Annotated in this window: 21 protein-coding genes and 4 tRNA genes; 13 read left to right on the forward strand and 12 right to left on the reverse strand. The window is 67.2% G+C overall.

Translation table 11 applies throughout. The features are described from left to right. Positions 1-9: 9 nt before the first annotated feature. Positions 10-1,872 (reverse strand): phosphoenolpyruvate carboxykinase (GTP), encoded by a 1,863-nt coding sequence (locus ACE3TQ_RS15585; RefSeq protein ID WP_374583197.1) that lies wholly within the window; start codon positions 1,870-1,872, stop codon positions 10-12. Between the two features lie 349 nt (positions 1,873-2,221). Between ACE3TQ_RS15585 and ACE3TQ_RS15590 the strand changes: the two genes are divergently transcribed. Continuing rightward, positions 2,222-3,172 (forward strand): D-2-hydroxyacid dehydrogenase family protein, encoded by a 951-nt coding sequence (locus ACE3TQ_RS15590; protein ID WP_374583198.1) that lies wholly within the window; start codon positions 2,222-2,224, stop codon positions 3,170-3,172. 22 nt (positions 3,173-3,194) lie between these two features. On the opposite strand, the gene ACE3TQ_RS15595 is transcribed toward ACE3TQ_RS15590, so the two are convergent. Then, complete coding sequence (locus tag ACE3TQ_RS15595; protein WP_374583199.1) at positions 3,195-3,983, reverse strand: L-asparaginase; 789 nt, start codon at positions 3,981-3,983, stop codon at positions 3,195-3,197. A 105-nt stretch (positions 3,984-4,088) separates the two neighbouring features. Between ACE3TQ_RS15595 and ACE3TQ_RS15600 the strand changes: the two genes are divergently transcribed. Next, complete coding sequence (locus tag ACE3TQ_RS15600) at positions 4,089-4,574, forward strand: asparaginase domain-containing protein (protein ID WP_374583217.1); 486 nt, start codon at positions 4,089-4,091, stop codon at positions 4,572-4,574. A 15-nt stretch (positions 4,575-4,589) separates the two neighbouring features. On the opposite strand, the gene ACE3TQ_RS15605 is transcribed toward ACE3TQ_RS15600, so the two are convergent. The 5 genes from ACE3TQ_RS15605 to dinB all read right to left on the reverse strand — a co-directional run bounded on the left by ACE3TQ_RS15605 (position 4,590) and on the right by dinB (position 12,014). Further along, entirely contained in the window at positions 4,590-8,339 is a 3,750-nt protein-coding gene (locus ACE3TQ_RS15605; protein ID WP_374583200.1) for a heme utilization protein, read from the reverse strand. 158 nt (positions 8,340-8,497) lie between these two features. Then, positions 8,498-9,394: a recombination-associated protein RdgC gene (locus ACE3TQ_RS15610; protein ID WP_374583201.1), complete on the reverse strand. Its 897-nt coding sequence runs from the start codon at positions 9,392-9,394 to the stop codon at positions 8,498-8,500. 56 nt (positions 9,395-9,450) lie between these two features. Then, positions 9,451-10,113 carry a hypothetical protein gene (locus ACE3TQ_RS15615; protein WP_374583202.1) on the reverse strand — a complete coding sequence of 221 codons (663 nt, stop codon included), beginning with the start codon at positions 10,111-10,113 and terminating at the stop codon, positions 9,451-9,453. Further along, a complete protein-coding gene (locus tag ACE3TQ_RS15620; protein WP_374583203.1) occupies positions 10,110-10,808 on the reverse strand; it encodes a hypothetical protein in 699 nt (232 codons plus the stop codon). Before ACE3TQ_RS15620 ends, ACE3TQ_RS15615 begins: the two co-directional genes overlap by 4 nt. A 54-nt stretch (positions 10,809-10,862) precedes the next feature. Continuing rightward, entirely contained in the window at positions 10,863-12,014 is a 1,152-nt protein-coding gene (dinB, locus tag ACE3TQ_RS15625) for a DNA polymerase IV (RefSeq protein WP_374583204.1), read from the reverse strand. Positions 12,015-12,102: 88 nt separating this feature from the next. Between dinB and ACE3TQ_RS15630 the strand changes: the two genes are divergently transcribed. Both ACE3TQ_RS15630 and ACE3TQ_RS15635 read left to right on the forward strand, forming a co-directional pair. Then, on the forward strand, positions 12,103-12,930 hold the full coding sequence (locus tag ACE3TQ_RS15630; RefSeq protein WP_374583205.1) for a substrate-binding periplasmic protein: 828 nt from the start codon (positions 12,103-12,105) through the stop codon (positions 12,928-12,930). A 118-nt stretch (positions 12,931-13,048) separates the two neighbouring features. Then, positions 13,049-14,842 (forward strand): methyl-accepting chemotaxis protein, encoded by a 1,794-nt coding sequence (locus tag ACE3TQ_RS15635; RefSeq protein ID WP_374583206.1) that lies wholly within the window; start codon positions 13,049-13,051, stop codon positions 14,840-14,842. Here ACE3TQ_RS15635 and ACE3TQ_RS15640 read toward each other — a convergent pair. Continuing rightward, on the reverse strand, positions 14,839-15,648 hold the full coding sequence (locus ACE3TQ_RS15640; protein ID WP_374583207.1) for a helix-turn-helix domain-containing protein: 810 nt from the start codon (positions 15,646-15,648) through the stop codon (positions 14,839-14,841). The genes ACE3TQ_RS15635 and ACE3TQ_RS15640 overlap by 4 nt on opposite strands. Positions 15,649-15,660: 12 nt before the next feature. Then, the gene (locus ACE3TQ_RS15645; RefSeq protein ID WP_374583208.1) at positions 15,661-15,999 is read right to left on the reverse strand and encodes a nuclear transport factor 2 family protein; all 339 of its coding nucleotides are present in this window, start codon (positions 15,997-15,999) and stop codon (positions 15,661-15,663) included. Between the two features lie 88 nt (positions 16,000-16,087). On the opposite strand from ACE3TQ_RS15645, the gene ACE3TQ_RS15650 reads away from it, so the two are divergent. After that, positions 16,088-16,927, forward strand: a complete 840-nt coding sequence (locus ACE3TQ_RS15650; protein WP_374583209.1) for a hypothetical protein — start codon at positions 16,088-16,090, stop codon at positions 16,925-16,927. Beyond that, positions 16,927-17,514 (forward strand): hypothetical protein, encoded by a 588-nt coding sequence (locus ACE3TQ_RS15655; RefSeq protein WP_374583210.1) that lies wholly within the window; start codon positions 16,927-16,929, stop codon positions 17,512-17,514. Before ACE3TQ_RS15650 ends, ACE3TQ_RS15655 begins: the two co-directional genes overlap by 1 nt. Here ACE3TQ_RS15655 and ACE3TQ_RS15660 read toward each other — a convergent pair. Together ACE3TQ_RS15660 and ACE3TQ_RS15665 are read right to left on the reverse strand one after the other, a co-directional pair. Then, complete coding sequence (locus tag ACE3TQ_RS15660; RefSeq protein ID WP_374583218.1) at positions 17,507-18,793, reverse strand: glycerate kinase; 1,287 nt, start codon at positions 18,791-18,793, stop codon at positions 17,507-17,509. The genes ACE3TQ_RS15655 and ACE3TQ_RS15660 overlap by 8 nt on opposite strands. Further along, positions 18,763-20,034: an MFS transporter gene (locus tag ACE3TQ_RS15665; RefSeq protein WP_374583211.1), complete on the reverse strand. Its 1,272-nt coding sequence runs from the start codon at positions 20,032-20,034 to the stop codon at positions 18,763-18,765. The genes ACE3TQ_RS15660 and ACE3TQ_RS15665 overlap by 31 nt, the downstream gene beginning before the upstream one ends. 66 nt (positions 20,035-20,100) lie before the next feature. On the opposite strand from ACE3TQ_RS15665, the gene ACE3TQ_RS15670 reads away from it, so the two are divergent. The 7 genes from ACE3TQ_RS15670 (at position 20,101) to ACE3TQ_RS15700 (ending at position 24,494) form a co-directional block, all read left to right on the forward strand. Further along, positions 20,101-22,212: a S9 family peptidase gene (locus tag ACE3TQ_RS15670; RefSeq protein ID WP_374583212.1), complete on the forward strand. Its 2,112-nt coding sequence runs from the start codon at positions 20,101-20,103 to the stop codon at positions 22,210-22,212. A 101-nt stretch (positions 22,213-22,313) separates the two neighbouring features. Then, positions 22,314-22,389: transfer RNA gene (locus ACE3TQ_RS15675), tRNA-Val, on the forward strand. Between the two features lie 19 nt (positions 22,390-22,408). Next, a tRNA-Asp gene (locus tag ACE3TQ_RS15680) sits at positions 22,409-22,485 on the forward strand. 54 nt (positions 22,486-22,539) lie between these two features. Next, the gene (locus ACE3TQ_RS15685) at positions 22,540-23,652 is read left to right on the forward strand and encodes a hypothetical protein (RefSeq protein ID WP_374583213.1); all 1,113 of its coding nucleotides are present in this window, start codon (positions 22,540-22,542) and stop codon (positions 23,650-23,652) included. Then, positions 23,643-24,236: an ATP-binding cassette domain-containing protein gene (locus ACE3TQ_RS15690; RefSeq protein ID WP_374583214.1), complete on the forward strand. Its 594-nt coding sequence runs from the start codon at positions 23,643-23,645 to the stop codon at positions 24,234-24,236. The genes ACE3TQ_RS15685 and ACE3TQ_RS15690 overlap by 10 nt, the downstream gene beginning before the upstream one ends. Positions 24,237-24,322: 86 nt before the next feature. Then, a tRNA-Val gene (locus tag ACE3TQ_RS15695) sits at positions 24,323-24,398 on the forward strand. Positions 24,399-24,417: 19 nt separating this feature from the next. Further along, positions 24,418-24,494, forward strand: a tRNA-Asp gene (locus ACE3TQ_RS15700). A gap of 158 nt (positions 24,495-24,652) precedes the next feature. Here the strand turns inward: ACE3TQ_RS15700 and ACE3TQ_RS15705 are convergent. After that, the coding region (locus tag ACE3TQ_RS15705) for an FAD-dependent oxidoreductase (protein ID WP_374583215.1) at positions 24,653-25,196 on the reverse strand (544 nt) is incomplete at its 5' end.

The following is a 25,196-nucleotide window of genomic DNA, read 5'->3' on the forward strand; positions in this document are numbered from 1 at the left end:
CACCTTGGATCAGCCGTTCAGGCGCTGCTCCAGCTTGGCCATATTGTCCTTCAGCTCTTGCGGCAGGTGGTAGGCCAGCTTGTCGAACAGTTCTGCGTGCAGCTTCAGTTCGGCGCGCCAGGCGTCCTTGTCGATCGAGGTGATGGTTTCGAACTCTTCGGCGGTGAATGGCAGGCCGTCCCACATGATGTCGCCATAACGCGGGGTGGTGCCGAAGATGTTTTCGACGCCGCCGCCAGTGCCTTCCACGCGCTCCAGCATCCACTTCAGCACGCGCATATTGTCGCCGAAGCCTGGCCAGACGAAGTGGCCGTTCTCGTCGGTGCGGAACCAGTTGACGCAGAAGATCTTCGGCAGGGTGGCGCCCTTGCCTTCCAGGCGCTTGCCCATGTCCAGCCAGTGCTGGAAGTAGTCGCTCATGTTGTAACCCATGAACGGCAGCATGGCGAACGGGTCGCGGCGCACCACGCCTTGCTGGCCAGCAGCGGCGGCGGTGGTTTCGGAACCCATGGTCGCGGCCATGTAGACGCCTTCGATCCAGTTACGGGCTTCGGTGACCAGCGGCACGGTGGTGGAACGGCGGCCGCCGAAGATGAAGGCGGAGATTGGTACGCCGGCCGGATCATTCCATGCCGGGTCGATCACCGGGTTCTGCTCGGCGGACACGGTGAAGCGTGCGTTCGGGTGCGAGGCCTTGGTGCCGGACGCCGGGGTCCAGTCTTTGCCTTGCCAGTCGATCAGGTGCGCCGGGGCTTCCTTGGTCAGGCCTTCCCACCACACGTCGCCATCGTCGGTCAGCGCGACGTTGGTGAAGATGGTGTTCTCGTTCAGGCAGGACATGCAGTTCGAGTTGGTCTTGGTGTTGGTGCCAGGGGCCACGCCGAAGTAGCCGGCTTCCGGGTTGATCGCGTACAGGCGGCCGTCCTTGCCCGGCTTGATCCAGGCGATGTCGTCGCCGATGGTGGTGACCTTCCAGCCGTTGAAGGCTGCAGGCGGGATCAGCATGGCGAAGTTGGTCTTGCCGCAGGCCGATGGGAAGGCGGCTGCCACGTAGTGCTTCTTGCCTTCTGGCGATTCCACGCCCAGGATCAGCATGTGCTCGGCCAGCCAGCCGTCGCCGCCCGCTTGCGCTTCCTTGTAGCCCATGGTGGAAGCGATGCGCAGTGCGAAGCACTTCTTGCCCAGCAGCGCGTTGCCGCCGTAGCCGGAGCCGTAGGACCAGATTTCACGGGTGTCCGGGAAGTGGACAATGTATTTGGTCGGGTTGCATGGCCATGGCACATCCTTCTCGCCGGCCGCCAGCGGCTTGCCGACGGTGTGGATGGCAGGCACGAATTCGCCGTCGGTGCCCAGCACGTCGTACACGGCTTTGCCCATGCGCGTCATGGTGCGCATGTTGACGGCGACGTATGGCGAGTCAGACAGCTCCACGCCGATGTGGGCGATTGGCGAACCCAGCGGGCCCATCGAGAACGGCACCACGTACATGGTGCGGCCGGCCATGCAGCCGTCGAACAGGCCGTTCAGGGTGCCACGCATTTCCTGCGGGTCGATCCAGTTGTTGGTCGGGCCGGCTTCTTCCTTCGTCTTGGTGCAGATGTAGGTGCGGTCTTCAACGCGGGCAACGTCGGATGGGTCGGAGCAAGCCAGGTAGGAATTCGGGCGCTTGGCTTCGTTCAGCTTTTTCATGGTGCCGGCGGCAACCATTTCCGCGCACAGGCGGTCATACTCTTCCTGCGAACCGTCGCACCAGTAGATGCGGGCCGGCTTGGTCAACGCGGCGACTTCCGCCACCCAATTGATCAGCTTTTGCTGTTTGATGTAAGCTGGCGCGTTCATTGCTGTAACGCCTCCCATAACGGGCTGATTCATAGTACCTCCAATGCCAATAAAGAATTCTGTCTTGTCCCGGCACGGCAGGAATCGTCGTCAGCTGATAGCTTGCGCGCTGAAGACAGGATGCTTCGGCGGAGTACGGCGGTTCTGTCGAATGCGCCCGATTTCTCGAGGGCGCGGGCGCCTGGCGGGGGTGGGCACAGGCGCTGGAACATGTGCTGCTGGAGCCGGTCTGGGCTCCCTGATTTGGGCCGATTGTACACCTGCACCCCGTCCTTTCCGACAAAAATGTAGGAATAATGCTTGAGTAAAGTAGTAGGCTATTCCAGATATTCACAATCACGTTATTTCCCTACCATTTTCATCACAAAATCTGCTAACTGCCATGAAAATCGCGATCCTTGATGATTACCAAAATGCAACCAGTGGCTTGAAATGCACTAGCCTGCTGGCCGGGCATGAGGTCAAAGTGTTCACCAATTCGGTGAAGGGCATGGGCCAACTGGTGGCGCGCCTGGCGCCCTACGAGGCGCTGGTGCTGATCCGCGAACGCACGTCGTTCAGCCGCGCCCTGCTGGCCAAGCTGCCGAACCTGAAAGTCATCTCGCAGACCGGCAAGGTGAGCGGGCACATCGATATGGATGCCTGCCGCGAACTGGGCATCACCGTGCTGGAAGGGGTCGGGTCACCCACCGCCCCGGCCGAGCTGACCTGGGCCCTGGTGATGGCCGCGCGGCGCAAGCTGTTCCAGTACGCCGGCAAGCTGCGCGACGGACAGTGGCAGCAGGTATCGATCCGCCCCGAGCACAATACGCTGGGCAAGGTGCTGGCGGGCAGCACGATGGCGATCTGGGGCTATGGCAAGATCGGCAAGCTGGTGGCCGGCTATGCCAAGGCCTTCGGCATGCGCGTGATGGTCTGGGGCAGCGAAGGCAGCCGCGCTGCCGCCGTGGCCGATGGCTACGAGGCGGCCGCCTCGCGCGAAGCCCTGTTTGCCGAGGCCGATGTGCTGTCGCTGCACTTGCGCCTGGCCGACGGCACGCGCGGCATCGTCGGCGCGGCCGACCTGGCCCGCATGAAGCCCGACGCCCTGTTCGTCAACGTCAGCCGCGCCGAGCTGGTCGAGGCCGGCGCGTTGGAAGCGGCGCTGGCCGCCGGCCGCCCCGGTTACGCCGCGCTTGACGTGTTCGACACCGAACCGCTGCCGGAAAGCTCGCCCCTGCTGCGCATGCCCAACGTCCTGTGCACGCCGCACCTCGGCTACGTGGAACAGGACAGCTACGAGCTCTACTTCCGCCACGCCTTCCAGAACCTGGTCGCCCACATCAACAGCTAAGCCCGGCAGGCGGGCCCGGCGGCTACACGGCCGGGTTGGTATCGACCAGGGGGCCGGCAGGATCGCCGTACCGCCCCGCGATCGAGACGGGCGGGGCGGGCAGGGGGTGCGACTTGGTCCACAGTCCGGCCCAGCCGGGCGGCCAGCTGAGGGCCGGGCCGCTGTAGGGCTTGAGGTTGGCGCGCACGGGGACCACCGGGACCGGGGGCATCTCGGCCAGCGGGGCGCCGGGCGCGCGCGCCATGTCCAGGCTGTACATATAGCCGGGCAGCAGCGCGTCGCACACTTGCGCGAACCAGGCGGTGTGGTCTTCGTCGCGGCCGAGCGCTTGCGCCAGGCCTTGCGGGTCGAACCGGGCCAGGGCGTGCACCAGTTCTTCGGTGCTGGCGCCGGGCTGGTCGCCCCAGCCAAGCACGGGGTTGAAAATGTAGTCGGCGCCGGAGCCGTACCAGCCCTCGCGCCAGGAGCGCTGCATCCAGTCGCGCGGGCCGGTGAACAGGTGCCAGCGCCAATGCAGGCCGGACGGCTTGGGCCAGCTGTACAGGTATAACTTCTGGTAGCCCGCTTTGTGCAACTCGCGCACCACGGCCATCAGCCGGGCGTGCGGCATGCGGTCGGGCGGGGCGCGCCGGAACAGGATGGCTTCGCCGTCGGCAAACTGCACTTCGTCGGTGGAGAGGTTGAGGTCGAGCGTGCGCGACTCGTTGCCGAAGCGGGCGGAAATCCAGCCAGTCAGCAGGTTTACTGCGGTGATCACTCCGTAGCCGCGATAGCGGTGGAAAATCACGGTTCCGGGGGCAAGCGCTTTCATGGGTGGGGCGGGCAAAGAAGCCAGTGTAGTCAACAGTCCGGCAGAATGCCAGGCGCGATTTCAGCTATCATGCTGGCCATTCCTTTGCTTCTATTCTATTTCATCATGAGCCTGCGCATCATCGCCACCGGTGGCACCTTCGATAAGCACTATAACGAACTGAACGGCACCCTGGCCTTTACCGAAAGCCACCTGCCTGCCGCGATCAAACGCGCGCGCATCACCACCCCTTGCGCACTGGAAGTGGTGTCGCTGCTCGACTCGCTGGACATGGTCGATGCCGACCGCCAGCGCGTGCTGGCGGCGTGCCAGGCGGCGCCGGAAAAGGCCATCGTCATCGTGCACGGCACCGACACCATGCCGGAAACGGCAGCCGTGCTGGGTCCCGCGATCAAGGATAAGACCATCGTCTTCACCGGCGCCATGATCCCTTACGAGATCGACAATTCGGACGCCTTCTTCAATATGGGTTTTGCCTGCGGCGTGGCGCAAGTGCTGCCGCCGGGCGTGTATGTGGCCATGAACGGCCAGATTTTTGCCTGGGATAACGTGCAGAAAAACAAAGCGGCTGGAGTGTTCCAGCCGCTCTGACCGTCGCTTGCCGCGTCAGGACTTGTTGGGCAGCGCCAGCAGCTCGTGGCGCGCTTTCGGTTCCAGCGCTTCCAGCCTGGTGTGGCTGCTGGCCGCCGCGTGCGCCGGCAGCAGGCGCTGGCCATAGGCGTCGTAGTCCTGCAGCACGGCAGCCATGGCGCTGGCCAGGGTGGCGCCGCTGCCCTGGCCGGGCGCAAGCGGCAGGCTGGCAGGGGCCGGCAGGCTGGCCGGCGCCTCGGCGCTGCGGATTGCCTGCGCCAGTTCGCCCACCGCTTTGCTGAGCGGTGACTGGGCGAACCAGACGTCGACCATCTCGTGCTGGCTGCCATCGGTCCTGGTGTAGCTGGACGCCAGGCCGACGATATTTTCCTGCTGCTGGCGCGCCAGGGCCTGGGCCGCGAGGTTGAGTTCAGCAATCTGGTGCTGGGCCAGTGTGCCCAGCTCGCCCGCCTGGGTGATGCCGTCGGCATTGGCGTCGACCCAGATGCGCAGCTGGCCGAAGGCCTGGTCGGCGGCGCTGATCACGCCATCCTTATTGCTGTCCAGTTCGGACAGCGCCTGGTAACCGTCTTGCGCCTTGCTGCCATTGGCCAGCATGGTGCCGCTGCCGAACAGCTCGGCGCCGTCGTTGATCACGCCGTCGCCATTCAGGTCGCGCACCAGCATGCCGTCGCCGCGGCCGATCCAGCCGGTCTGTCCGGCCTGGCCGTCGGCATCGACGTCGAATTGCACGCCGGCTGCCAGGCCCAGCGTTTGCACGCCGCCGCCGTCGAGGTCGAGCGCGATCGGGGTTTGCCAGAACGCCAGCGTCTGTTCGCCATTCAGCAGCGAAATCTGCTGCTGGACGAAGGCGCCGACCTGGGTGGTGGTGAAGGCTTTCAGCTGCGTGGTCGACAGGGCCGCCATCTGTTCCGCCGTCAGCGACTTGATCTGCAGCGTGGTCACCGCAATGATCTGCTCGGTCTTCAGGGCCGCAAACTGTGTGGTGGACATGGTGCGCAGCACGCCGCCCTTCAGCGCGGCCAGGTCGGCGGTTTCCAGGGCGACGATGTCGTCCGTCGACAGCGCCGGCAACTGGTGCGAGGTCAGCGCGGCCAACTGGGCCGTGGTCAGGCCGGCGATCTGCAGGGTGGACAGGGCGCCGATCTTGTCCGAACCCAGGCCGGCAAAGTTGGCGGCTTTGATCGCGGCCAGGTCGCCGGTATCCAGCGCGGCGAAGGCATCGGTCGAGAGGGCGGCCAATTGCTTGGTGTTCAGCACGCCGATGTGGTTGGAGCTCAATCCCAGCGCGTGCGTGCTGGTCAGCACGGCCAGGGCGGCGGTGCTGAGCGACATGAACTGGCGCGAGCCGAGCGAACCCAACTGGGCGCTGCTCAGCGCCAGCAGTTGCGCGCTGCTCAGGCCGGCCAGCGCACTGGTGCTCAGCGCCGACAAGCCTTCGGTATCGAGGGCGGCGATGAAGTCGGTCGACAGGCCGGCGATCTGACGGCTGCCGATGGCGCGGAACTGGGCCGAGTTCAGCGCGTTCAGCTGCGCCGTGTCCAGCATGGCGAACTGTTCGCTCTCCATGCCGGCAATCACATTGGTGCGCAGGCCGCCGATGTCGGCCGTTTCAATGGCGGCCATGGCGGCCGAAGACAGCGCATTGACCTGGACCGCGCTCAGGCCGGCCATCTGGTTGCTGCTCAGGGCGACGACTTGCTCGGTCTTGATGCCGGCCAGCGCGGCGGTCTGCAGCGAGGCCACCTGGCGCGTGCTGAGGGCCGCCACTTGCGTCGTGCTGAGGGCGGCGATATGGCTGGAGCCGAGCTGGCGCACGACCGCGGTATTCAGGGCACCCACTTGCAGCGTGCTCAGGCTACCCAGGTCGTCGTCCGCCAGCGCCAGGAACTGGCGGCTGCTCAGGGCGGCCACCTGGGCCGTGGTGAGGGCCACCACCTGGTGCGAGCCAAGCGCGATGATCTGGCTGGTGGTCAGGCCGCCGATGCTGGCGGTGCGCACCGCGACCAGGTCGGCCGTTTCCATGGCGGCGATGTTCTCGGTCGAAATCATCGACAGCTGCGCCTTGCTCAGCAAGGCTGCCTGGTCGGTGCTCAGGCCTACGAACTGGGCCGTGGTGAGGCCGGCCATGGCGCTGCTGCGCAGGGCCGCGAACTGGCTGTCGGTCAGGGCGTCGAGCAGGCTGCCGGCGCCGGCGCCCAGCACCGGGATCTGTTCCGAGGTCAGTGCCGCGATCACCTGCGTGCGCAGGCCCGCCACGGCATTGGTGCTGATGACGCTGATGTTGTCGGTCGACAGGGCGCCGAATTGGCTGGGGCTCAGGCCGCCCAGCTGCACCGAGGTCAGGGCCTTGAACTGGCTCGTTTGCAGGCCCTGGATGCCCTTGGTGGAAATGGCTTCCAGCTGGCGCGTGCCCAGCGCACGCAGCTGGTCGGTACTGAGGCTGGCCACTTGCGCACTGTCGAGCGCATTCAGCACATTGCGGCTCAGGCCGGCGATGCTGGCGGTCGATAGCAGCGACAGCGCGCTGCTCGACAAGGCCGCCAGGTGGCGCGTGCCCAGCGCCGCCACCTGGGTGGACGTCATGGCGGCGATCTGGCTGCTGCTCAGCAAACCGACCTGGTCCGAACTCAGGCCGCCAATCGCGCGCGTGCTGAGCGCGGCGAAGTCTGCGGTTTCAATCGCGGCCAGGGCCGCGCTCGACAGGCCGTTCAGCTGCGGCGCCTGCAAGGCGCTGGCCTGGGTCGTGGTCAGCGCTGCGATCTGGCTGGTGTTCAGGCCCTTGATCGTGGTGCTGCGCAAGGCGCCGATCTGGCCCGTGCTCAGGCTGGCGACCTGGGTGGTGCTCAGGGCGCTCAGCTGGTCGGAGCTGAGGGCCGTCATGATGCGCGTGCCGAGCGCGGCCAGTTCGCTGGTCGAGAACGAGGCGATCATGTCGGACGGCAGCGCGGCCAGCTGGCGGCTGCTCAGCAGCGCAAACTGGGCGGTGGTCAGGGCCTCGAGCTGGGCGCTGGTCATGACGGCCAGCTGGGCCGTGCTGAGGCCGAGGATGGCGCTGCTGCGCAGGGTCGCCACGTCGGCCGTGGACAGGGCCAGGATGTCGTCGGTGCCCAAGGCCCGCATCTGGGCGCCCACCAGCATGGCAATCTGGCCGCTGGTCAGCGCCTCGATCTGGGCCGTGCTGAAGGCAGCCAGCTGGGCGGTGCCGAGCGCGCGCACGAAACTGGTGCTGAGGACCACCAGGTCCTGGGTTTCCATGCCGGCAATCGAGGCCGTGCTCAGTGCGCTGGCCTGGCGCGAGGTCAGGGCGCTGGCCTGCTCGGTGGTGAGGGCGCGCATCTGGTCCGATGTCATGCCTTTCAGGCCGAACATGGACACGGCGCGCAAGTCTTCCAGCTGCAGGGCGGCGATATTGGCCGTGCTCATGGTCGAGAAGCTGCGCGAGCTGAAGGCGGCCACCTGGGCCGTGGTGAGGGCGACCACCTGGGCCGTGTTCAGGGCTGCCAGCAGGGCCGGGTTGGCGTTGGCGGCGGCATTCAGGTTTATCGGCTTCAGCGCGGCGATCACCGCCGGGCTCAGCGCCCCCAGGTTTGCCGTGGAAATGGCGGCCAGCCGCGGACCGGTGACCCCGGCCATCTGCGTCGGTGAGAACGCAGCAATCTGGCTGGCATTCAGCGCCGCCCAGTCTGCAGTTGAGATCGCGGCGACTTGCGCTACAGTCAGTGCCGCCAACTGGGCGGTGGTCATATCTGTGATCGTACTCATGGTTCACCCGCCATGTCCTAGGACTGCTTAGGTTACCACAAATCGACCCTGACTAATTCCGGAAGGCAATAGATTGCCTAAAAAAACGACAGTAGCCGCGCCACTACAGGCGGAACGGCCGGACGTTGCCCGGCCGCAATACTTTCAGTATGAAAGGTTCAGGCCTTGGCCTCGCCGCCGAGGGCTTCCACCACGTCGTGCAGCAGCTTGTTCAGCTCGCCCGTCATCAGCATGAAATCGCCATCGAAGCGCTCGTCGTCGTTGCGGGTGACGGCGTCGTTTTCCTTCATCACGTCGAGCGGCTTGACGCCCTTGATGGCCAGCGCTTCGGTCAGCACGAAGCTGATCTTGGAGTCCCAGGTCATGGCCAGGCGGGTGCACTGCTTGCCGGCGGCAATGTGGCGGCGCACTTCTTCCGGCTCCAGGGTGTGGCGCACGTAGCGCACCGCAGCCTTGCTTTCGCCGGTGGCGCGCAGTTCGGTGTCCATGTCGACGGTGAAGCCGGCCGGCGCTTCGTCGTCCTGCAGCCAGGCGGTCATCACGCCGACCGGCGAGCGCTGCACGCGCAGGCTTTCGATCGGCATGCGGTCGACCGCCTTCAGCAGCATCTTGATGATGTCGTCGGCCTTGGCCGGGCTGGCGGCATCGACCACCAGCCAGCCGTTGACCGGGTCGATCCAGCACCAGGTGTTGCTGCGGATGGTGAAGGCGCGCGGCAGCAGTTCGTCGTGCACGCGTTCCTTGAGTTCTTTCATGGCTTTCTTGCCGGGGGCGAAGCCTTGCTGCTCTTCCAGTTCGGCGGCGCGCGCCTTGGCCACCTGGTTGACCACGGTCGACGGCAGCAGTTTTTTCTCGGTGCCCAGCACCATCAGCATCTGCTTGTTGACCACGTGCACCAGGCCGCCGTTCGGGCGCGGCTTGTCCCAGCCCTGGCGCATCAGCTCATTGCTGCTGGCAGGGGTGAACGCTTGCGACTGGAGAGCTTCTTCGAGTTGTTCTGGAGTAAATGCCCAAGGGGCGGGCAGGCGGTACACCTGGAGATTCTTGAACCACATAAACGTTATCGACCTTGATCAGCTTTTTCCACGGGAACGACATTTTACATGGCTCATCACGGGCAAGTCATGACCTTTGTCTTATTGCCGTCACGGAAGGGGTCCTGGCCGCGCGCGCCGACCAGGTTGGTGTATTCGCAATACTCCTGGTTGCCTTTGCGGTAACGCTTCATCGTCACGCCGTCGCCGATGTCGGACGTCTGCTGCAGCACCCACTCCTTGGTTTGCGCCTTGCTGATGGCCGTGCCGAGCTTGGTGTCCGGCTGGATGTAGGTGGCGAACTTGTTCAGGCTTTCCTTGCGCAGCTGGCGGTCCACCCCGGCGGCGGCATGGCGCGCGCGTTCCAGCGTGCTGTCCGGGGCCTTGCCGGGCAGGGCGAAGGGATCGGGCGCGGCAGGTTCAGCCGGCACGGTCACCGCCTCCGCCACTGGCGCGGCTTGCTCGGCGGCCGCCGGCGCACTGGCGCTGCGGATGGCGGGTGGTGGCGGCGACGGCGCGCGGCGTACGGGCGCGGCAGGCGCGGCGGGGTCGGCGGCGCGGGCGGTGGGCACGGGCACGGCGCGGCGCGGCACTGGCGCCTGCAGGTAGACCACTTCGCTGGCGCGCTGCGGCGTGTGCAGGGGCAGCGGCACCGTGCTGCGCCAGCCCAGCAGCACGGCGGCATGCAGCATGGCGATGACGGCGAGCCAGGCCTGGCGTGGGAGGCGGCGCGCGCTCATTTGGGGCACCTCACCAGGCGGGCTTGCGAACCCTTGCTGATGGCTTTGTAGCTGACATGGTCCACTTCCTCGCACACCATTTTCCCGCGCAGCATATAGCGCTTGTGGACGATGCCGCGCGCGTCGGCAAACGATTCCGGCGGCGGCGGCGCGCGGTAGGCCGGGCCGTTGATCGAGTAGCGGTCGGCCTTCTCTTCATCGACGATGGTGGCGAACCTGTTCAGGCTTTCCTTGCGCAGCTGGCGGTCGACGCCGGCGGCGGCCAGGCGCGCGCGGGCCAGCGTGCTGGCGGCCGGCGTGGCGGGTCGGGCGAAGGGGTCGTCCGGCAACACGGGCGGCACCGGCGCGGGGGCGTCGGCCAGCGCGCCGGGCAGGTCCGGACTGGCGGGCATGGCCGGGGCGGCCGGCTGGCCGGGCATGCCGCCTGGCGGCGCGCCACGGCCGGCTAACGGAGCCACCCCCGGCGCGACTGCGCTGCCGCGCGCCGGCACGGCGCGGCGTGCGCTGGCGGGCGGGACGCTGGCAGCGGGCCGGGCGGCGGGAAGCTGGAGAAACACCACATCGCTGGCGCGCTGCGGCAGGGCCGGGCGCGCCGGCGGCGGTGTGCTGCGCCAGGCCAGGAAAGCGGCCAGGTGCAGGCAGGCGATAGCAGCTAGGCAGGCCTGCCGTGGCAGGCGCGCAGTCTGAGTAATCATGTCCGTTCCAGGTGGAACCGGCGTCAGGGATTTCCGGTTCGCGCCGGAACGGTATCACATATTAGCAAAAAGATCACCCTGCACTGGCAGCGGCCGCGCCGCCTCGTCCAGCGGGCACAGGGCCGACATGCGCACGCCGAGCAGGCGCAGGCGCTCGTCCAGCGGCACCCGGCGCAGGCATTCGCCGGCGGCGCGGCGGATGGCTCTGGCGTCCGCGGTGGGCAGCGGCAGCGTGACGTCGCGCGTCACGGTGCGGAAGTCGGCGTAGCGCAGCTTGATGCCCACGGTGCGGCCGGCATAGCGCTTGCGCGCCAGGTCGTCGGCCACCTTCTGGCACAGGCGGGTGAAGATTTCCGACAGCTCGTCGCGGTCGCGTTTGGCGTGCAGGTCGCGCGCAAACGTGGTCTCGCGGCTGACGCCTTTCGGCTCGTGGCTGGTGCTGATGGCGCGCTCGTCGCGGCCATGGGCGATACGCTGCAGCCATTCGGCGTAGTTCAAGCCAAAGTGCTGCTGCAGCAGGGCCGGGTCGGCAGCGGCCAGCTGGCCCACGGTGTCGATGCCAAGCGCCACCAGCTTCTGCTCGGCCTTGGGACCGATGCCGTTCACCTTGCGCACCGGCAGCGGCCAGATGCGCGCCGGCACATCGTCGTAGCCGACCACGGTCAGGCCGTTCGGCTTGTCCAGGTCGGAGCAGATCTTGGCCAGCAGCTTGTTGGGCGCCACGCCGATCGAGCAGGACAGCCCGGTGGCGTCCCGCACCGCGTCCTTGATGCGCTGCGCCAGCGCGCGCGTTTCGCCCGGCACCTCGCTCAGGTCGATGTAGATTTCGTCGATGCCGCGGTCTTCGATCTGCGGCGCGATGCTTGCCACGGCTGCCTTAAACAGGCGCGAATACTTGCGGTAGGAGTCGAAATCGACCGGCAGCAGGATGGCGTCCGGCGCCAGCGCGGCCGCCTTCATGGTGCCCATGGCGGAAAACACGCCCAGCGCGCGCGCCTCGTAGGTGGAGGTGGTGATCACGCCGCGCCCGACATAGTCGCGCAGGCGCGCAAATTCGCGCGTGCCGTCGGGCAGCTCGCGCGGCTGGTGGCGCCCGCCGCCGCCGATCACCACCGGCAGCCCGCGCAGCTCCGGGTAGCGCAGCAGCTCCACGGACGCGTAAAAGGCATCCATGTCGAGGTGGGCAATGCGGCGGGGCCAGTCCATAGGGGGCGGGTTCATAGTCGGGTTCGCTTGGATACTGTAATTATATACAGCATTTTGCGCAAGCGGCGGGCTGGCTATACTGCAACGCATGCGCACCCTCCCCTTGCTGCCCTTGCTGCTGGCCCTGGCCGCCGGCCCCGCTGCAGCCGCCTGCCCGGCCCCCCTGCATGCCGGCGCCAGCGACCTCGGCCTGGCCTCCTTCCGCGCAGACGACAAGGTGACCGGCGCCGCCAACGACGTGCTGCGCGAACTGGCGCGGCGCACCGGCTGCCCGCTCGACATTACCTGGTACCCGCGCGCCCGCCTGTGGGCCGAGTACGCCAGTGGCCGCATCAACCTGACCGGCAGTTCCGCCCGCACGCCGGAGCGCGACCGCCTGGCGCAGTTCGTACCGTACGTGACCACCCGTTTCGACCTGGTGCTGGCGCGCCGTGTCCCCGGCCGCTTCAAGAGTCTGGCCGAATTCGTCGAACGCAGTCAGGCCCGCCTGAACCTGGTGCGCGGCATCTACTACACGCCGGAAGTGGAAGCCCAGGTCGCGCGCCTGCGCGCCCAGAACCGGGTCGAGCTGGTCAACGATTTCGATATCGCGTTCCGCAAGATAGCGCTGGAGCGGGCTGAAGCCACGCTGGCGCCCGTGACGATTTACAAGCGCTACCTGCACAGCGCCGGCCTGCAGGAGCGCGTCACGGTGATGCCGGTGGCCGAGTCGGGTCCCCTGCTGGTGGGCGCATATTTTTCGCGCAGCAGCATGCCGCCGGCCGCCCGCAAAGCCTTTGCCGACGCCCTGCTGGCCATGGTGGCCGACGGCACGGTGGCCCGCATCTACGGCAAATACGTGGGCGAAGCCCATGGCCGCGCCCTGGTGCCGGAGCACGGCAAAGGCATCATTGCGGCGTACCAGTCAATCCCCTGAAGCAGTTGTGGCGGGCGCGCCACGCCGGCGCCGATCGGTACGCCGCGCCGTGGTGCCTATGCCATCATCAGGGCACCAAACTACTTTCTAGCGAGGCAAGGAGATGGGTTTTTCGAACATGAATATCGGCATGCGCCTGGCCATGGGGTTTGCGCTGGCCATTGCTATCCAGCTTGCAATGTCGCTGACGGGGATCAGCCGCCTGCGCCACAACGCCGAATTGACTGACCGCCTGATCAGCGACCGTTACCAGAAGGTGCAGCTGACCAATGAGATGCGCAGCTATTCCAACCGCTCGGCGCAAGCGCTGCGCAATGCCATGCTGGCGCCGGACAAGATCAGCAGCGATGGCTTCCTGGCCAGCATGGCCGAGTCGGAGAAGACGGCCGCCGCCGCCGCCGCCAAGCTGGAGCCGCTGCTGCAGATGGCCGAAGGCAAGCAGCTGTTCGCCGACCAGCGCGCCGCGTTCGAGGCCTTCCGCGCCAAGCGCGATGCCGCCCTGGCCCTGTTCCGCGAGGGCGACCAGGACGGCGCGGTGCAGGCGCTGTTCAAGCAGGTGGTGCCGCTGCAAAACGCCTACTTCGGCAAGCTCGATGCCATCCTCACCTACCAGAGCAAGCTGATGACCGATGATGGCGCGGAAGCGGCGCGCTCGGCCAGCAACGCCACCATGCTGATGCTGGGCATGCTGGTGCTGGCGACCATCGTCTCGGTGGCGGCGGGCTACCTGATCACGCGCTCGGTGACCGGCCCGCTGCTGCAGGCCGTGGCCGTGGCGGAAACCGTGGCGCAGGGCGACCTGACAGCCGACATCACGGTGCGCCGCAACGATGAAACCGGGCGCATGCTGAACGCGCTGAAGGAAATGGTGACGGCATTGACCCGCACCGTGGGCGCGGTGCGCACCTCGACCGACACCATCAACACGGCGGCGTCGGAAATTGCGGCAGGCAACCTGGATCTGTCGCGCCGCACCGAGCAGCAGGCCGCCAGCCTGGAGGAAACCGCCTCGTCGATGGAGGAGCTGACCTCCACCGTGCGCCAGAACGCCGACAATGCGCGCCAGGCCAACCAGCTGGTGGTGTCGGCCGCCGGCCACGCCAACGAGGGCGGCAAGGTGGTGGGCGAGGTGGTGGAAACCATGGGCGGCATCAAGGCCAGCTCGGCGCGCATGGCCGACATCATCAGCACCATCGACGGCATCGCGTTCCAGACCAATATCCTGGCGCTGAATGCGGCGGTGGAAGCGGCGCGCGCGGGCGAGCAGGGGCGCGGTTTCGCGGTGGTGGCGTCGGAAGTGCGCAACCTGGCGCAGCGCAGCGCCGGCGCGGCCAAGGAAATCAAGGCATTGATCGACGATTCGATCCAGAAGGTGGATGCCGGCGGCGTGCTGGTGGACCGCGCCGGCGCCACCATGCAGCAGATCGTCACCTCGGTGCAGCAGGTGGCCGACATCATGAACGAGATCACCTCGGCCAGCCAGGAACAGTCGTCGGGCATCGAGCAGGTCAACCTGGCCATCGTGGAAATGGACAATGCGACGCAGCAGAATGCCGCCCTGGTGGAACAGGCGGCAGCGGCGGCGCGCAGCATGCAGGAGCAGTCGGAGCACCTGGTGGAAGCAGTGGCGGTATTCCGGCTCGATGCGGCGGCGGCGGCCAGCGCACGCATGCAGGCTGCCGCTCCCGCCCGCGCGCCAGCGCCGGCGCGCAGCACGGCGCCGGTACTGCGCGGGGCGCGCAGCGGCACGGCCACGGCGCGCGCGGCAGCCCGCGCCGCCAGCGCGCCGGAATCGGCCGGTGCCGGCCAGGCCGATGCAGCAGAAGCGGCACCGGCGCGTGCGGCGGCGCCCAAGCGCGCTGCAGCCCCGGCCAAGGCCGCGCCGCCCGGCGACGACTGGGAAGAGTTTTAATCAGCCTGGGCGCGGAACCACTGCGCCGTCGCCTCGTCGGCGGGGAAGAACGCTTCGATGCGCAGTTCATGCAGGGTCACGTCGTGTGGCGTGCCCAGGGTGGTGATGGTGGTGAACAGGTTCAGCTCCACGCCATCCTTGCGCACCGTGAAGGGCAGGAAGGGCAAGGCGCGCCGCTCCAGGTTGGGCACGCTCGACACGCTGGCGACGCCGGGAATCGCCAGCAGCTCCTGCAGCAGGCTGGACGCTTCACTGCCCGGCCCGTCGCCCATGGCTTCGCGCTGGATCCACTGCAGCAGGTCGGCGCCCACGTCCTGCCAGTTGACGATGTACTGGCGCAGCGCCTGCGGGTCGAGCGTCAGCTTCATCATATTGCTGCTGGGCGGCGGTCCGTCCAGCAGCCAGTGCAGCAGCTTGCCGGCCGGGCCGTTGCTCATGACCAGGTTCCACAAGCGGTCCACCACCAGCGCCGGATACGGCGCCTGCTGCTGCAGCATGAAATCGAGCGCCTGCTTCACCGCCTGCATTTCCGGATCGCTCAGTTTGCGCTCCTGGTAGGCCGGCGCAAAGCCGGCCGCCAGCAGCATCACGTTGCGTTCGCGCAGCGGGATATCGAGCACGATGCCGAGTTTCAGGATCATCTCGCGGCTGGGCTGCGAGCGCCCGCTTTCCAGGAAGCTGATATGGCGCTGCGAAATGCCGCTCTCGGTTGCCAGCCGCAGCTGGCTGAAACCGCGTTTGCCGCGCCAGTAGCGCATCGCCGCCGCGTAATCGCTGAAATACTGCCCTGGTACCGCTGCGCCCATAAGTCCACCTTCTCAGTCAAGGAAACCGGTCACGCTGGCCAGGCGGCCATCCGCCGCCAGCACCGCCAAATCCGTGCCGCGCGCTACCGGTTCCGCCCCCGGCACGCCCAGCGTCCACGAGAAGCGTACCATGTCGTTGTGGCTGGCCGGGGTGCCCGCCAGCGCAAAGCGGTGGCCCGGGAAGTGGTCCTGGGCGCCGGCGATCATGGCGTCCAGGCCGGCGTGGCCCGCGCCCTGCATCAGCGGGTCCTTGTAGGCGGCCTGCGGGGCAAAGGCCGCTTCCACCGCGGCGCGGCGGGCGCCGGGGGCGCGTTCGTTCCAGGCGGCCAGGTATTGTTCGACGATGTGCATGGTGTATCTCCTTTCGTGTTGTGACAGGCCCATTGTCAGGAATTGTTCGCCGTGCGACGATTACCTGCCAGGTAATCAAACGACACCCATGAAATCCGCCCCCATCCTGCTGCTGGCAGCCCTGGCCGGCAGCGCCAGCGCCAGCTGCCCGAGCTCCCTGCCGCTGCAAGGGGCGCTCACCATTGCCACCTGCCCTCCAATGAAGGAGGGCTGCGTGCCGGCCGAGCAGGCCTTGCACAGCTACATGCAAGCGCTGCCGGACGCCGGCGACGAGGTGCTGCGCATCGGCGCGCATGGCAGCCCCTGGCACCTGTACGGCGCCGACTACCGTATCCTCGGCATCGGGCAGCTGGCCGGCATGGTGCGCGCCCAGGGCGGCAAGATCCGGCGCGTGCTGCTGCTTTCCTCGTGGAGCGCGGTGGCGCCGGACCGGCAGCGCAAGGCGCTGGCGCAGCAGCTGGCGCAGGCGCTGGGCGGCATGCCGGTCGAGGGCCAGGATGGATTCGTCTGGCTGGACGGCAAAGGCGGCAGCTACACCACGCGGCAAGCCGCCTCCCTGTTCGCGGCCGGTCCATACGCGGTCGAGCAGGGCAGTCCGGTCATGGCGGCGCTGGCGGCCGGCTGGCCCGCCATGCTGGAGGCCCAGTTCATGCAGCAGAAGGAAGCCGGCGCCCTGCTGCGGGCCGGCGTCGGCCATGAGATGTTCAGCCTCTGCCCGGAGCGCGCACTGGCGGCCTTCGAGGCGGCAGCGGCGCTGGCGGAACCGGTCGCCGCGTATAATGCGGCCATCCTGCGCCTGGAGCGTAATGCCCGGGGCGACGCGCAGGCGGCGCGCGCCCTGCTGCAGAAAGCCGCAGCCCAGGGCGACCAGCCGTCGGCAGCTTTATTGGCCAGCCTGGCCCGCAACAAGAAACCGGAGGGGAAATAATGAAGTTCATGCACCTGGCCTGCTTTGCCACCAGTCTCGCAGCAAGCGTCGCCGCCTGCGCGGCGGAACCGGTGCAGACACGCGACATTCCGCTCGAAAACTTCATGGGTGCCGGGCGCCTGCCGCTGCGGATCGACCTGAAAGTCCCGGTGCCGGTCGACTACATGCCGGCCAAAATCAAGAAGATCGGCTACCAGTACTGGATGCGCCCGGCCGACGCCGCCAGCGCCACGGCGGCCCAGCTGCCGAACCGCAACGGCTATATGTACGGTTCCACCGCCACCAACGTGACCTACGAGGTGCGCACCAAGATGTTCTACGGCATCGACGACCCGGGTTCGCTGAACAAGATGAAAGCCGCCGCCACCAACATCAAGGTGACGCCGTTCAAGGACGGCAAGCACCCGGCGGTGCTGCTGTCCATGGTCAGCAATACCACCGGCCAGCCGGCCTACTTCATATACATGGCGACCGGCGTCAAGAACGAAGTGTTCTTCCTCTCCTTCCGCGCGCCGGACGGCCGGCCCGACATCGGCGACGCCGTGTGGGCCAAGCTGGCCGAGAACCTGAAAGCCGGCATCAGGTAAGCAGGATGGCGCGGAAGTCGTTGACGTTGGTGCGCGTGGGCCCGGTCACCACCAGGTCGCCCAGCGCCGCGAAGAAGCCGTAGCCGTCGTTGTTGTCGAGCAGGGCGCGCGCGTCCAGGCCCAGTGCCGCCGCGCGCTGCAGCGTGTCCGGCGCCAGCACGGCGCCGGCATTGTCCTCCGTGCCGTCGATGCCGTCCGTGTCGCAGGCCATGGCATGCACGCCGGGCGTGCCCTGCAGGGCCACGGCCAGCGCCAGCAGGTACTCCGCATTGCGTCCGCCGCGCCCATTGCCGCGCACCGTGACGCTGGTTTCGCCGCCCGACAGGATGACGCAGGGCGGCCGCAGCGGGCTGCCATGCGCGATCACTCCTTGCACCAGGGCCGCATGCGCCAGCGCCACCGTGCGCGCCTCCCCTTCCAGCCGGTCGCCCAGCACCAGCGGCCGCAGGCCCTCGGCGCGCGCCGCGTCGGCCGCCGCCTGCAAGGCCTGGCGCGCGCTGGCGATAACGGCCACGCAGTTGCGCTGCAGGCGCGGGTCGCCCGGCTTGGGCGTTTCCAGCGCCGGGTCGTGCAGCACGGCGCTGACTTCGGGCGGGATGGCGATGCCGTAATGCCGCAGGATGCGCAGCGCGTCCTGCGCAGTGCTGGCATCGGGCAGCGTGGGGCCGCTGGCCACCACGGCCGGATCGTCGCCCGGCACGTCCGACAGCACCAGCGTCACCACGCGCGCCGCGCCGCAGGCCAGCGCCAGGCGCCCGCCCTTGATCGCCGACAGGTGCTTGCGCACGGTATTGACCTCGCTGATCGGCGCCCCGCTGCGCAGCAAGGCCTGGTTGATGTCGCGCTTCTGCTGCAAGGTGATGGCGCCGGCCGGCAGCGCCATCAGCGCCGAGCCGCCGCCCGACATCAGGCACAGCACCATATCGTCCGGCCCCAGGCCTTGCACCGCCGCCAGCATGCGCTGCGCCGCCGCCGCGCTGGCGTCGTCCGGCACCGGGTGGCCGGCCTCGATCACCTCGACCAGGCGGGTCGGCGCGCCGTGGCCGTAGCGCGTCACCACCACGCCGCTGAGCGGGCCGTGCCAGCGCCGCTCCACGCCCTGCGCCATGCGCGCCGCCGCCTTGCCGGCGCCGATCACCACGGTGCGGCCCTTGGGCGGCGGCGGCAGGTGGGCGCCGATGGTTTCCAGCGGATCGGCCGCGCGCAGGGCGGCATTGAACAACTCTGCCAGCAGGGCGCGTCCCGTCTTCACAGCATCTCTCCTTTGCGTCCGACACAGGCCAGCACCAGCGCGCCGCCGGCCGCCAGGCTGGCCGCCAGCAGCAGCATGCCGTTGGCGGTACTGTGGGTGGCGTCCTTGATGGCGCCCACCAGGTAGGGGCTGGCGAAGCCGGCCAGGTTGCCCAGCGAATTGATCATGGCGATGCCGGCCGCCGCCGCCGCGCCGCCCAGCATGGCGGTCGGGATGCTCCAGAACACGGGGAAGGTGCTGAGGATGCCGGCCGTGGCCACGCTCAGCGCCGCCAGCGCCAGCACGGGGCTGTGCGCGTAGTGGGTCGACGCCACCAGCCCGGCGGCGCCGACAAAGGCCGGGATGGCGGCATGCCAGCGCCGTTCGCCGCTGCGGTCGGAATGGCGTGCCACCACCACCATGCACAGCGCCGCCAGGCCATAGGGAATCGCCGTCAGCAGGCCGATGTCGAGCACGTCCTGCACGCCGGCATTGCGGATCAGCTGCGGCAGCCAGAAGCCGACGCCGTACAGGCCCATCACGAACAGGAAGTACATCAGCGCCAGGATCCACACCCGGCTGCTGCCAAACACGTGGCGCAGCGGCCAGTGCGCGCGCGCGGCGCCGTCGCGCGCCAGTTCGTGCTTGAGCACCGCCTTTTCCTCGTCGTCCAGCCAGTTGGCGTCGTCGATGCCGTCGTCCAGCACAGCCAGCGTCAGCACGCCCAGCGCCACCGCCGGCAGGCCCTCCAGCAGGAACAGCCACTGCCAGCCGGCCAGGCCGGCGTGGCCGGCGAAGTGCGACATGATCCAGCCCGACAGCGGGCCGCCCACCACGCCCGCCACCGCCACCCCGCTCATGAAGATGGCGACGATGCGGGCGCGCCGCTGCGCCGGGTACCAGTAGGTCAGGTACATGATCACGCCGGGGAAGAAGCCGGCTTCCGCCACGCCGAGCAGGAAGCGCATCACATAGAAGGCGGCCGGACTGCTGGTGAACATCATGGCGGCCGACAGCAGGCCCCAGCTGGCCATGATGCGCGCGATCCAGCGCCGCGCGCCGACGCGCAGCATCAGCAGGTTGGCCGGCACCTCGAACAGGAAATAGCCGAGGAAGAAGATACCGGCGCCCAGGCCGTACACTGTGTCCGACAATTGCAGGTCGGCCTGCATCTGCAGTTTGGCGAAACCGACGTTGACGCGGTCCAGGTAAGCCACCACGTAGCAGACGAACAGGAAGGGCAGGAGGCGCCAGCCGACGCGCGCGTACAGCTTCTCGGTAGTGATCATTATTGTTGTATTTCTAACTATCAGACCCTAGAATCATTGCACATTTTTTCCTGAGGAGTCCAAGAAGTGAAGAAACGTTATGTAGCAAGCCTGCTGCTGCCGCTGCTGGCCGCACCCGCCCTGGCCGCCGATGTGCCGCAGCCGCCGATCGCCGCCAAGACCCAGTGGATGGAAACCCGCCACGGCGAGCAGGTGACCGACGATTACCGCTGGTTGCACGATAAAAAAGACCCGGCCGTGATCGACTACCTGAACGCGGAGAATGCCTACACCGCCGCGATGACCGAGAACATCAAGCCGTTCGCCGATGCGCTGTACAAGGAGTTCAAGGACCGCACCATGCCGGCCGACCTGTCGGTGCCGGCGCGCCGCGGCGATTACTACTATTACACCCGGGTGGAAGCGGGCAAGCAGTATCCGCTCAACTGCCGCCGCCTGGCGGCCAAGGATGGCAGCTACGACGCCAGCGCGCCGGAGGAAATCATGCTGGACCAGAACGCCATGGCCGAAGGCCTGAAGTTCTTCCACGTCGGCGCGATGGTGGCCAGCCCGGACGCCAGGCTGCTGGCCTATACCACCGACAACAACGGCTTCCGCCAGTACGAACTGCATGTGAAGGACCTGGCCAGCGGCAAGGTGCTGGCGCTTTCCATGCCGCGCGTGACGTCGCTGGCCTGGGCGGCCGACAACAAGACCCTGTTCGTGGTGCAGGAAGACGCCACCACCAAGCGCGCCGACCGCCTGTTCCGCGTGTCGCTGGACGGCCAGCAGGAACAGGTCTACCACGAGGCGGTCGAGCAGTTCAACCTCGACGTGGTCGGCAGCCTGGACCGCAAGCACATCTTCCTGGTGTCGGGCGCCACCGACACCACCGAAGTGTTCATGCTGCCGGCCGACCAGCCGACGGGCAAGTTCAAGTCCGTGCTGGGCCGCACCAAGGGCCACCGCTACTACGTCAGCCACCGCGAGGGCCAGCTCTACATCCGCACCAACAAGAATGCCAAGAACTTCCGCCTGGTGAGCGCGCCGGTCGCCAATCCGAAGAAGTGGACCGAAGTCGTGCCGCACGATAAAGCCACCCTGCTGCAGGGCGTGACCGCTTTCAAAGGCTACCTGGCGGTGCAGGAAAAATCGCAGGCCCTGGCGCGCACCCGCATCTACGACTTCGCCAGCAAGAAGTGGCTGACCGTGAAGTTCGACGATGAAGTGTATGTCGCCATGCCGTCCACCAACCTGGAGTACGGCCTGACCAAGTACCGCCTCAGCTACCAGTCGCCGCTGTCGCCCGCCGCCACCATCGACGTCGACATGAAAACCGGCGAGCGCACCGTGCTGAAGAAGCAGGAGATTGCCGGCGGCTTCGACTTCAGCCAGTACGAGACCAAGCGCCTGTGGGCCACCGCGCGCGACGGCGTGAAAGTGCCGCTGTGGGTGGCCTACAAGAAGGGCGTGAAGCTGGACGGTTCGGCGCCGCTGGTGCTGTACTCCTACGGTTCCTACGGCATCCCGCAAGAGGCCAACTTCTCCCTGATCCGCCTGAGCTTGCTCGAGCGCGGCGTGGTGTATGCGGCGGCGCACATCCGCGGCGGCAACGACCTGGGCGAGCAGTGGCATGACGACGGCATGCTGATGAAGAAAAAGAACACCTTCAACGACTTCATCGACAGCGCCGAGTACCTGATCAAGGAAAAATGGACCAGCCGCGACCGCCTGGCAATCCAGGGCGGCAGCGCCGGCGGCCTGCTGATGGGCGCGGTGGTGAATATGCGCCCCGACCTGTTCAAGGCGGTGCATGCGGCCGTGCCGTTCGTTGACGTGATGAACACCATGATGGACGCCAGCCTGCCGCTGACCACCGGCGAGTACCTGGAATGGGGCAATCCGAACGAGAAGGCGGCCTACGACTACATGCGCAGCTATTCCCCGTATGACAACATCTTGATGAAAGATTATCCCGCCATGCTGGTGACCACCGGCCTGAACGACAGCCAGGTCATGTATTGGGAGCCTGCCAAGTACGTGGCCAAGCTGCGCCGCCACAAGACCGACAGCAACCCGCTGCTGCTGAAAGTGAATATGGGGGCCGGCCACGGCGGCGCTTCCGGCCGCTATAACGCACTGCAGGAGAAGGCGTTCGAGTACGCCTGGATCATGTCGCAGATCGGGGTCACCAAATAATTTTTGCGATTTTTTGGAAAAACCCTTGCATTGGTTTTTAAAACCATCCTATAATGCGGCCTCTTCTGAACGTTGTGACAAACGTTCGACAGTGAAGGCGAGGGCGTTTAGCTCAGTTGGTAGAGCGGATCCCTTACAAGGATTAGGTCGGGAGTTCGACCCTCTCAACGCCCACCAGGTGCTGTGATGAAGAATTGGAGCGGTAGTTCAGTTGGTTAGAATACCGGCCTGTCACGCCGGGGGTCGCGGGTTCGAGCCCCGTCCGCTCCGCCAATATTCAGAGAGAAGCCCGGCTAGTCCGGGCTTTTTTCATTCCCGAGGCACTGGATGCATCCCTACATCCGCTACCGCCGCCAGATGGCGCGCCACTCCCTGCGGCAGTTCCTTGCCAGCATGGTCAATTCCCTCGAAATCCTCGGCCTGGTGTTCGCACCCGTCGCGCTCGGCTTATTGGCCTTCCTGTCCATGCCCGTCATGCTGGCGGTGACGCATGGCGCCGCCAGCGCGCTGGCTGCCATTGCCGGCCAGGCCATGCTGGTGGCGCTGCCCGTGCTGTTGCTGCGCAAGCGCCTGCACCCGGCCGATGCCGTGGCATGGGAGCGCACGCTGCCGGTGCCCGCCGCCCTGGGCTGGCGCGGCGACTGGCTAGTGGCAGGGCGGCTGGTGGGCTGGATGGCTGGCGCCTGCGCCGTTTCCGCCGCCATCTGGCTGTACCAGTGGCCGGCATGGCTGCGGCCCGTCTGGGGACGCGCCCTGGGCGCCCTGGCGGCCTCGCTGGCACTGGGCTGGGCCCTGGCAACCGCCATCGTCGCCGCGCGCCGGCTGCGCCTGCGCCAGCGCGGCATTCCACGCAGGCCGGGCCTGCGGCCTGGCGTGGCAGCCGGGGCCAGCTATGCGCCCCGCCCTTTGCGGCCGCGCTACCTGGCCCTGTGGCACCGCCTGTTCTGGCTGCCGTTCTGGCGCGGCGAGAACAAGGTCGGCGTCCAGCAATGCGCCCTGCTGCTGGCGGCGCTGGCCGGCGCGGCGGCCTGGAGCACGCACGCGCTGCCCTTGCCGCGCGCGGCGCTGGGCCTGTTCACCAGCCTGGCCCTGGTGCTGCTGGTGGACCGCGGCGACAAGGCGGTGCGCGAACAGGCCGCAGCCATTGCGCAGCCGCTGGCCATGTGGCCGCTGGCACCCCAGCCGCTGCTGCTGGCCGCGCGCGGCTTCACCTTGCTGCCAGCCTTGCTGGTCCTGGCACTGCTGGCCAGCGTGCTGGCTGCGCCGCTGCCCGCTGCCGCCAGCGGCTTGCGCGGCGGGCTGGCCGTGCTGTGGCTGGCCGCTGCCGCCGGCGCCGCCGTCGCGCTTGTCGTGCTGCCGGCACCGCCGCGCGGGCGCGTGGTGCTGGTGGCCTTGTCCATCCTTCTCCTGACCGCGATTGGAAGCGAACTATGGGCCTGACCATCGAGTCCCTGAATTTTGAATACACCGGCCGCGTGCTGTTCCGCGGCTTTGCCATGCAGGCCGGGCCGGGCATCACCTGGCTGCGCGGCGAGAACGGCGCGGGCAAGACCACGCTCATGAAACTGATCGCGGGCGCCATGGCGCCGCACCACGGCAGCATCCGCCTGGGCGCTATCGACCAGGCCGCGCACGCGTTGGAGTACCGCCGGCAATGCTTCTACTGCGGCGGCGACACGCCGCAACTGCCATGGCTGACAGTGCGCGAAATGCTGGACTTGCACGTGGCGCTGTATCCGGGCACGGACGCGGCGCTGCTGGAGGAGGAGCTGCGCGCCATGCGCCTGCTGCCGGTGCTGGGACAGGCGGTATCGGCCCTGTCGCTGGGGCAGCACAAGAAGATGCAGTTGGCGCTGGCGTTCGCGCTGCCGGTGCAGCTGCTGCTGATCGATGAACCGTTTAACGGACTGGATGCGGCCGCGCTGGAATACGTGCGGGCGCGGCTCGCGGCGCGCCAGGGCATCGTTGTACTGACCAGCCACCTGGAGCCGCAGGTGCCGATCGCGCACATCGTGCAGATTTAAAGCGCCAGCTATTTGGCGCCAGGCGAATCTGCATTATAATTCTGCCTCTTCTGGGCGTTGTGACAAACGCCCGGCAGCGATGGCGGGGGCGTTTAGCTCAGTTGGTAGAGCGGATCCCTTACAAGGATTAGGTCGGGAGTTCGACCCTCTCAACGCCCACCAGGTGCTGTGATGAAGAATTGGAGCGGTAGTTCAGTTGGTTAGAATACCGGCCTGTCACGCCGGGGGTCGCGGGTTCGAGCCCCGTCCGCTCCGCCAGTACATAGAGAAAAGCCCCGAAGTTTTTTCGGGGCTTTTTTCGTTTTGGACCCAGTCAGTTCACATGCCCGGGGTTCGGTTGTGCGTTACTGGCCAACGGCCCGAGACGACGAAATACCTGGGGTCTGACCCTTGGGTCAGACCCCGCCTTACCGGGTTCAAGCAGCGATAGCCGCCGGCTCATCATCCGCGCTGGAGCGGATCAGGTAATCGAAGGAGCCCAGCGCCGCCTTGGCCCCCTCGCCCACCGCGATCACGATCTGCTTGTACGGCACGGTGGTCACGTCGCCCGCCGCGAACACGCCGGTCACCGACGTCTGACCCTTGTTGTCCACCTCGATCTCGCCATGCTTGGACAGGTCGATGGTGCCCTTCAGCCACTCGGTATTCGGCACCAGGCCGATCTGCACAAACACGCCTTCCAGGTCGACGCGATGCGACTGGCCGCTTTCGCGGTCGGTATAGCTCAGGCCATTGACCTTCTTGCCGTCGCCATGGATCTCGGTGGTCTGCGCCGACTTGATCACCTTCACATTGCGCAGGGTGGCCAGCTTGCGCTGCAGCACCGCGTCCGCGCGCAGTTCGGCGCCGAACTCGATCAGGGTCACATGCTCGACGATACCGGCCAGGTCGATCGCCGCTTCCACGCCCGAGTTGCCGCCGCCGATCACCGCCACGCGCTTGCCCTTGAACAGCGGGCCG

Origin of the sequence: Pseudoduganella sp. (assembly GCF_041914865.1) — a bacterium.
GTDB lineage: Bacteria > Pseudomonadota > Gammaproteobacteria > Burkholderiales > Burkholderiaceae_D > Rugamonas.